Source organism: Streptomyces sp. NPDC058955, assembly GCF_042741435.1.
Classification (GTDB): Bacteria; Actinomycetota; Actinomycetes; order Streptomycetales; family Streptomycetaceae; genus Streptomyces.
This window is the reverse complement of sequence record NZ_JBHYKM010000032.1, coordinates 43,261-51,188: the sequence shown is the minus strand read 5'-3', so window position 1 is coordinate 51,188 and position 7,928 is coordinate 43,261. Positions and strand designations below refer to the sequence as shown.

At 73.3% G+C, this 7,928-nt stretch carries 6 protein-coding genes and 1 pseudogene; all 7 read right to left on the bottom strand.

Annotation, left to right across the window (positions count from 1 at the left end):
- A pseudogene (locus tag ACFW1I_RS15380) lies at positions 1 to 234 on the bottom strand (hypothetical protein); the annotation flags it as partial.
- On the bottom strand, positions 231 to 1,889 hold the full coding sequence (locus ACFW1I_RS15375) for an ABC transporter substrate-binding protein (RefSeq protein ID WP_384669970.1): 1,659 nt from the start codon (positions 1,887 to 1,889) through the stop codon (positions 231 to 233). The pseudogene ACFW1I_RS15380 and the gene ACFW1I_RS15375, both read right to left, overlap by 4 nt.
- A gap of 174 nt (positions 1,890 to 2,063) precedes the next feature.
- A complete protein-coding gene (locus ACFW1I_RS15370; protein ID WP_384669968.1) occupies positions 2,064 to 3,077 on the bottom strand; it encodes an agmatine/peptidylarginine deiminase in 1,014 nt (337 codons plus the stop codon).
- A gap of 197 nt (positions 3,078 to 3,274) precedes the next feature.
- Entirely contained in the window at positions 3,275 to 5,035 is a 1,761-nt protein-coding gene (locus tag ACFW1I_RS15365) for an urease subunit alpha (protein WP_384669967.1), read from the bottom strand.
- On the bottom strand, positions 5,032 to 5,727 hold the full coding sequence (gene ureA, locus ACFW1I_RS15360) for an urease subunit gamma (protein WP_384669965.1): 696 nt from the start codon (positions 5,725 to 5,727) through the stop codon (positions 5,032 to 5,034). The genes ACFW1I_RS15365 and ureA overlap by 4 nt, the downstream gene beginning before the upstream one ends.
- A gap of 300 nt (positions 5,728 to 6,027) precedes the next feature.
- Positions 6,028 to 6,609: a TetR/AcrR family transcriptional regulator gene (locus ACFW1I_RS15355; protein WP_384669964.1), complete on the bottom strand. Its 582-nt coding sequence runs from the start codon at positions 6,607 to 6,609 to the stop codon at positions 6,028 to 6,030.
- 57 nt (positions 6,610 to 6,666) lie between these two features.
- A complete protein-coding gene (locus tag ACFW1I_RS15350) occupies positions 6,667 to 7,830 on the bottom strand; it encodes an agmatine deiminase family protein (RefSeq protein ID WP_384669962.1) in 1,164 nt (387 codons plus the stop codon).
- Positions 7,831 to 7,928: the final 98 nt, after the last annotated feature.

Below are 7,928 nucleotides of genomic sequence, written 5' to 3'. Positions count from 1 at the left end.
GCGTGGTCCCGCCCCCGCCCGCCTGTGGGGGCGCGGGGGGGTGGGGGGGGCGCGGGGGTGGTCGGGGGGTTGGCGGGCGCCCCGCGCCGGGGGGGGCGCCCCGCGGCCGGCGAGCAGGAAGCTCGCCGGGCTGCCCGGCGCGAGGTAGAGGGCGCCGAAGACCACGAAGGAGGCGGCGAGCAGCGTCGCGGCCATCTCCGCCACGCGCCGTACGGCGAAGCGGAGGAAGCTCACTGCGCCGCCCCCACGGAGGCGGCCCACGGCCCGTACATGTAGGAGATGGTCGTGGGGGCGCCGGTGATCCGCTTGTTGAGGAAGACCGAGGTGGGCCACTCGGCGACGGGGATCCACAGGAACCGTTCGGCGGCGATCCGGTTCAGCTCGGCCTCGATCCGCGCGCGTTCGGCGGGCTCGTACGTGGCCGCGGCCCGGTCGACGAGGGCGTCGTACCGCGCGTCGCTGTGGCCCGCGTAGTTGAGGTACGCGCCGGTCCTGAAGTTGGTGAGGAGGTCGAGCGGGTCGGTGATCGAGTTGTAGATCGTGAGGGGGAACATGTCGACGCCCTCGCGTGCCTCGGCGTCGGTGAAGAGCGCGGTGAAGGCGTTCGGGGAGACCGTCTTGAGGCGGATGTCGAGGCCGATCCGCGTGCCGGCCGCCTGCACGGCGGTGGCGAGGAGCGAGACGTCCTGGCCGATGGGGCTGGTGACCATGGTCAGGGTCTTGCCGGTGGCTCCGGCCTCCTTGATCAGGGCCTCGGCCTTCGCGAGGTCCGGCTCGGTGGGCGGCAGCCCGTCGAAGGCCGCCTTGAGGGCGCTCTCGGGTGCGGCGCCCCAGGCGGCGCGGGTGGTCAGGGAGCCGGTGACGGTGCCGGCTCCGCCGAGTCCGGCCTTGACGAAGCCGGAGCGGTCGAGGGCGAGGGAGAGCGCGCGGCGGACCCGGACGTCGCCGAGCACGCCCTTCATGTTCGTGACGTTGACGTTGACGGTGCTGAGGCCCTCGCCGAAGTACAGGGTGCCGACGCCGCTGTCCCTGAGCCGGGCGTAGCTCTCGGTGGGGATGAGGTAGCCGCCGTCGACCTCGCCGCTGAGCATGGCGTTGGTGCGGGCGGAGGGGTCGGTGAGGACGCGGAGGACGACCTTCTTCGCCTTGGCCCGGGTGCCCCGGTAGCCGTCGAACCGCTTCAGCTCGATGGACTGCCCCTTCTGCCAGGCGCCGAGTTCGAAGGGGCCGGTGCAGGCGAGGCCTCCGGTGGTGCCGTAGTCCTTGCCCGCCGCCCGGACACCCGCCTTCGAGGCGACGACGCCGGCGGCGGTGGCCATGTACTGCGGGAACTGGGAGTCGGGCCGCTTGAGGCGGACGGTGACCTGGAGGGGGCCGGTCGCACGGATCGAGGCGACGTTCTGGAAGACCTGCGCCCAGGCCGCGGCGTTCCTGGGGTCGGTCTGCCGGCCGAGGCTGAAGACGACGTCGTCGGCGGTCATCGTCCGTCCGTCGTGGAAGCGTACGCCGGACCGCAGGTCGTAGACCCAGGTGAGCGGGTCCGGGTTGGCCGCCTTGCGGGCGAGCCCCGGTTCGACGGTGAGCTGGGGCGTCCACCGCATGAGGCTCTCGCACACGTTGGCCAGGACGGTGTTCTGCGGGTAGTCGAAGGCGACCGTGTAGTCGAGGGTGGGGGGCTCGGCGTAGAGCGCCCAGGTGAAGGAGTCGATCTCGGCGCGGGCGGGGGGCGTGGAGGCGGAGAGCCGGGCCTCGACGCCGCTCGCGCCGCCCTTGGGCGGCCCTGAGCAGGCCGCGAGGAGGGCGAGGGCGGAGAGGACCGCGGTCGCGGCGGCGGTCCGGCCGCGGCGGCCGGAGGAGCGTCTGCGACGCGGGGAGGGAGCTGTCGTCATCGTCGCGCTGTCTTTCCGTGAGGGTGACGGGACTGACGGGTCGCGGGGCCGACCCGTCGGCGGCGGACTCGGGAGGAGCGGGGGTCTGTCGTCGGGGAGGGGGCGGATTCGGTACGGGGCGCCCGGCACGAGGCGCCGCGGGTCCGGTGCGGTCGGGCCCGGGGGGGGGCCGGCCTACGCGGTGGCGCCGACGGCCGGCACCTGCTGGGTGATGCAGTGGACTCCGCCGCCGCCGTAGGCGATCGCGACGGCGCGCACCGGCACGACCTCGCGCCCGGGGTACGCCGTGGCGATCACCGCGAGCGCGGCCTCGTCCTGGGGCAGCCCGGCCACGGGGACGACGACGCCGCCGTTGGCCACGTAGTAGTTGAGGTACGAGACCTCGACCTCGCCGTCCGGCATGGCGGCGAAGGCGGTCTGCGGCACGTCGACGATCTCCAGGCGGCGGCCGCGGGCGTCACGGGTCGACTCCAGGACGGCGCGGTTGGCGCGCATCCGGGCGTGGTCCGGGTGGTCGGGGTCGTCGGGCAGGGAGACCACGACGGTGCCGGGGGCGGCGAAGGCGCAGACGCCGTCGACGTGCCCGTCGGTCTCGGTGTCGAGCAGACCGCCGTACGGCAGCCAGATCACCTTCTCCACGCCGAGCCGGTCCTTCAGCTCGGCCTCGATCTGCTCGCGGGTGAGGCCGGGGTTGCGGTTGGGGTGGAGCAGGCACTGCTCGGTGGTGATCAGGGTGCCCTCGCCGTCGACCGTGATCGCGCCGCCCTCCAGGACCATGCCGGAGGCGATGCGCTCGACGCCCAGGTGCTCCAGGAGGAGCGCGCCGACGCGGTCGTCGGAGTCGTACGGGTGGTGCTTGCGGCCCCAGGCGTTGAAGCGGAAGTCCACGCCGGCGCGGCGGCCGTCGCCGTCGAGGACGAAGAGCGGGGCGGAGTCGCGGAACCACGAGTCGTCCTGCGCCAGCTCGACGACGGTGACGCCGTCGCCGCACCGTGCCCGGGCCTCGTCGCCGTGGCCGGGCGGCGCGACCATGGTGACGGGCTCGAACCCGGCGATCGCGCGGGCGACGTTCGCGTACTCCTCCTTGACGTCGTCCAGCACGCTGCCCCACAGGTCCTCGCGGACGGGCCAGGCCATGAGGCACGCCTCGTGCTCGGACCACTCGGCAGGCATACGGAATGCAGTCATCACGGGTCTCTCTTCGTTCGCCAGAAGTACCCGTCGGCGGCGCCGGCTCTGCCTGGCGCGAGCGTGGGGACGGGTACGCGGTGTGCACAGCATCCTCCTCTCGACTGAAAATTCAGTCAAGAGCGCGGACACGGCTTTCGGGACGGGGTCGGTGCGGGGAGGGAGCGGGCAACGTGCGGGGAGAAAGCGGGTGCGCCTCAGAGGAAGTAGAGGCGGCTCAGGGAGACCCGCTGGGCGGGCTCCGAGCGCATCGGATCGCCGTCGAGGGTGACCAGACCGGTGCGCGCGTCGACGTCCACCTGCCCGAGGCGGGCGTTGCGCACCAGGTCGGCCGGGCCGATGCCCCGGGTGCCCCGTACGGCCACGCGCCTGCGGCGGGTGGGCGGCAGGCCGTCCGGCGAGCCGGCGGAGCCGAAGACGGCCCGGGCGGCGTGCGCGGCGCTCACGAAGGCGACGGACAGTTCGGCGGGCGCGGCGCCGTGGGCGCCGAACAGCGGCCCCAGGACGAGCGGTTCGCAGGTGTCGGTGGCGGCGTTGGGATCGCCCGTGACGCCGTAGGCGGGGAAGCCGTTCTTGATGACCATCTGCGGTTTGGCGCCGAAGAACGGCGGACGCCAGAGCACGATGTCGGCCATCTTGCCGACCTCGATCGACCCGACCTCGTGGGCGAGGCCGTGGGCGATCGCCGGGTTGATGGTGAGCTTGGCGAGGTAGCGCAGGACGCGCGCGTTGTCGTCCCCGGGACCGTCGCCGTCCAGCGGGCCCAGTTCGGCCTTCATCTTGCCGGCCATGGCGAAGGTCCGGCGTACGGTCTCCCCCGCCCGGCCCATCCCCTGCGCGTCGGAGGAGGTGATCCCGATCGCGCCGAGGTCGTGCAGGACGTCCTCCGCGCCCATCGTCCCGGCCCGGATCCGGTCGCGCGCCATCGCGGCGTCGCCCGGCAGGTCGGTCTTGAGCGCGTGGACGGAGACGATCATCCCGTAGTGCTCGGCCACCGCGTCACGGCCGAACGGCAGGGTCGGGTTGGTGGAGGAGCCGATGACGTTCGGCACGCCCGCCATCTTCAGCACATTGGGCACATGCCCACCCCCGCAGCCCTCGATGTGGAAGGCGTGGATCGTCCGCCCCTCCAGGACGGCCAGGGTGTCCTCCACCGACAGGCACTCGTTCAGCCCGTCGCTGTGCAAAGCCACTTGTACGTCGTGTTCCTCCGCCACCCGCAGGGCCGTGTCCAGGGCACGCGTATGGGCGCCCATGTCCTCGTGCACCTTGAAACCGCAGGCACCGCCCTCCGCGAGCGCCTCGACCAGGGGCGCCTCGTGGGAGGCGGAACCCCGGGCCAGGAAGCCGATGTTGACCGGCCAGGCGTCGAAGGCGCCGAACCCGAGCCGCAGCGCCCACGGGGAGTTGACCCCGACGCCCCAACTGGGCCCGATCTCCTGGCCGATGATCGTGGTGACGCCGCTGGCCAGCGACGCCTCCATGATCCGCGGCGAGAGCAGGTGCACATGGGTGTCGATCGCGCCGGCGGTGGCGATGAGGCCCTCGCCGGGGATCATCGTCGTACCGGTGCCGACGACGACGTCGACGCCGTCGAGGGTGTCGGGGTTGCCGGCCCGCCCGATGGCGTGGATCCGGCCCTCGCGGATGCCGACCGACACCTTGCGGATGCCCTGCACGGCATCGATGACCAGCACGTTGGTGATCACGACGTCGCAGGTCTCACGTACGGCCGCGGCCTTCAGGTGCAGGCCGTCGCGGGCGGTCTTGCCGAAGCCGGCCAGGAACTCGTCGCCGGGCTTCTGGGAGTCGGCCTCGACCCGGACGACCAGCCCGGAGTCCCCGAGCCGGACGCGGTCACCGGCCCGGGGGCCGTGCACGGTGGCGTACTCGTACGGGTCGATGTGCCGGCTCTCGCCGGGCGCGCAGTGGTCGCCGTGTCTGCCGGGCCTGCTCATCGCTCCCCGCCTTCCGCTCCGAGGTAGCCGCAGGCGGCGGCGCGCCGCAGGGCCTCTTCCTTCGCTCCGGGCGCGTCCAGCGACCCGTCGACCAGCCCCGCGAAGCCGATCGCGATCCGCGCGCCGCCCATCGGGACGAGGCCGACGTCCACGGCGGCGCCGGGATCGAAGCGGGTGGACGCGCCGGCAGGGGCGGCGAGCCGCATGCCGTACGCGGCGGCCCGGTCGAAGTCCAGGCGCGGGTTCGCCTCGAAGAAGTGGAAGTGCGAGGTGACGCTCACCGGGACCGGGGCGGTGTTCCGGACCCGCAGGGTGAGGGCCGCTTCCGGCCCCGGCACGGTGTCCGCGTGGGGCAGGACCGCCCCGGGAGCGCCGTCGCCGTGCTCGACCGCGCCGAACGGGGCGCTGATGACGGCCAGCCGGGTGCCGTCCTCGAACACCGCCTCGACCTGGATCTCCGTGACGACGTCGGTGACGCCGGGAAGCACGTCGTCCGGGCCGAGGACACCCCGGCCGCGATCGAGCGCCTCCGCGAGGTGGAGGCCGTCCCGCGCGGCCTCGCAGACGGTGTCGGCGATCAGCGCGGTCGCCTCGGGCACATTGAGGCGCAGTCCGCGCCCCAGGCGGGTCCGGGCGAGCTCGGCGGCGGTGAAGAGCAGCAGCCGGTCCCGCTCGGTCGGGGTCAGAGGCATGTCGCCCTCCCTTCCTTTCGCTGGTGGGTGGCAGGGGGATGTGCGGGCCACTGTCGCATTGACTGAAATTTCAGTCAAGAATTCAGGGAGAGTTCGCCCCCGGAGAACGGCAGGAGGCTGTGTACGGTCGGGACCCCACCGCGCCGGGCGGCGGAGGGCCATGGCCAAGCGGGATCACCGCGGCCGACGCTTGCCGGCACAGCAACGGCAACGGCGACGACGACAGCGACAGCGACAGCGACAGCGACAGCCGAGGGGCACGCGCCCCTCGCCCCCGGCCGTGCCGTGAGGCAGCGGGCGTCAGCGGCGCCCGAGCCGCTCGATCTCCGCGTCGATGCCCTCGCTCATCAGGGCCCGGGCGTGGGAGATCTGGAGCGTGCCGCTGAGCCAGCGCATGCTCAGCCCCTCCAGGAGCGCGGTGAGCCGCTCGGCGGCGCCCGCGAGGGCGACCGCCGGGGCCATCGGCCGGACCTGGCCGAGCAGCGCGGCGACCTCCTGGACCCAGACCAGCGTGGCCCGCGTCAGGCCCTCGCGCAGCACGTCGTCGAAGACCGCGCTGGCGCGCAGCTCGCCCCACGCGGTGCTGTTCTCCCGGACCTCGGTGGTGTCCTGGAGCTCCAGCAGCAGCGTGTGCTCCAGCTCCTCGCGCGGGCTGAGCGGCGCGGCGTCCGGGTCGCGCTCGGTCGTGTACCGCTCGGCGCGGTCGTTGATGAACTCCAGCGTCTTCAGCAGGATCCCGTTGCGGTCCTTGAAGTGGTAGTAGATCAGCGCGGTGGACACGCCCGCCTCGGCGGCGAGCTCCTCCACGCGCAGGCCGCGGACCCCGCGCCGGGCGATCACCCGGGCGGCCGCTTCGAGGATCTGAGTACTGCGAGACGCCATGGCCCGAACTTTACCGGGCCCGGCCCGCTCCGGTCCGGGGCGGGCCGGGCCGTCCGGTCAGACGGCCGGCGGCGCGACCGGCTGCGACTGCGTGGCGCAGTGGATGCCGCCACCTCCGCTCGCGATGTGGTCGATGTTCAGCTGGACGACGTTCCGGCCCGGGTACGCGGCCGCGAGGATCGCGTGGGCGGCGGCGTCGGCGTCCGGGTCGCCGAAGTGGGGGACGAGCACGGCGCCGTTCACCGTGTAGTAGTTGGTGTAGCTGGAGAGGAAGCCGGAGCCGCCGCGGCGGATCTTGAGCCGGTCCGGGCCGGGGAGCTCGGTGAGGGTCAGCCGGCGGCCCTGCGCGTCGGTGGCGCTCTGCAGGATCCGCTTCGTCTCCTCGTACACGGCGACCCACTTGGGGTCGGTACGGGGACCGGGCCGGTCCAGGATGACGTGCCCGGGCGCGACGAAGCGGGCCAGGCAGTCGATGTGGCAGTCGGTGATGTCCTGGCCGGCGAGACCGGGCACCCAGATCACCTTGGTGACGCCGAGCGCCGCCTTCATCGCCTGTTCGACCTGATCCTGCGTCATGCCCGGATTGCGGTTGGGGTTGACGAGGGAGCTGACCGTGGCGAGGAGGGTGCCCTCGCCGTCGGTCTCCAGCGAACCGCCCTCGCCGACGAATCCGGCCCGCACGCGCGGGACGCCGTACTGCGCGAGCAGGGCCTCCGCGGCCAGGGCGTCGTTGGCGTAGGGCTGCGCGTACGAGGTGCCGGCCTTGCCCCAGCCGTTGAAGTTGGTGTCCACACCGGCGACGGCGCCGGGGGCGACGACGAAGGTGGGGCCGAAGTCCCGTATCCAGAGGTCGTCGTTGGGGATCTCCAGGATGTCGATCCCGTAGTACGCCCCCGCTCCGCACTGGTACCGCGCGTCGGCGGCCTGCGAGGGGCGCGCCAGCACGGTGACCGGCTCGTAGCGGGAGATCGTGTCGGCGACCCTCGCGATGTCGCGGCGGACGCCGTCGAGCCCGGTGGACCAGATCGACGCGAGCGCCGGCCAGGCCATGAAGGTGCGCACGTGGCGGTCGGTCTCGGCGGGCATCCGCAGCGGGGCGGCCGCGGAGCCGGCGGTGGCGTGGGCGGCCGCCGAGGGGAGCGCCGAACCGAGGGCCGCGAGCGGCAGGGCCGCCGCGCCGAGGTGGAGCAGGCGGCGCCGGGAGGTGAGGGGCATGTCCATGGGAGGGGTTCCTGCCTGAGGGAGGGGAGGAAGGTCACCCCCATCGTTCAGCAGACTGAAAATTCAGTCAATGATCTCGACGGGATTGTCCGCACGGG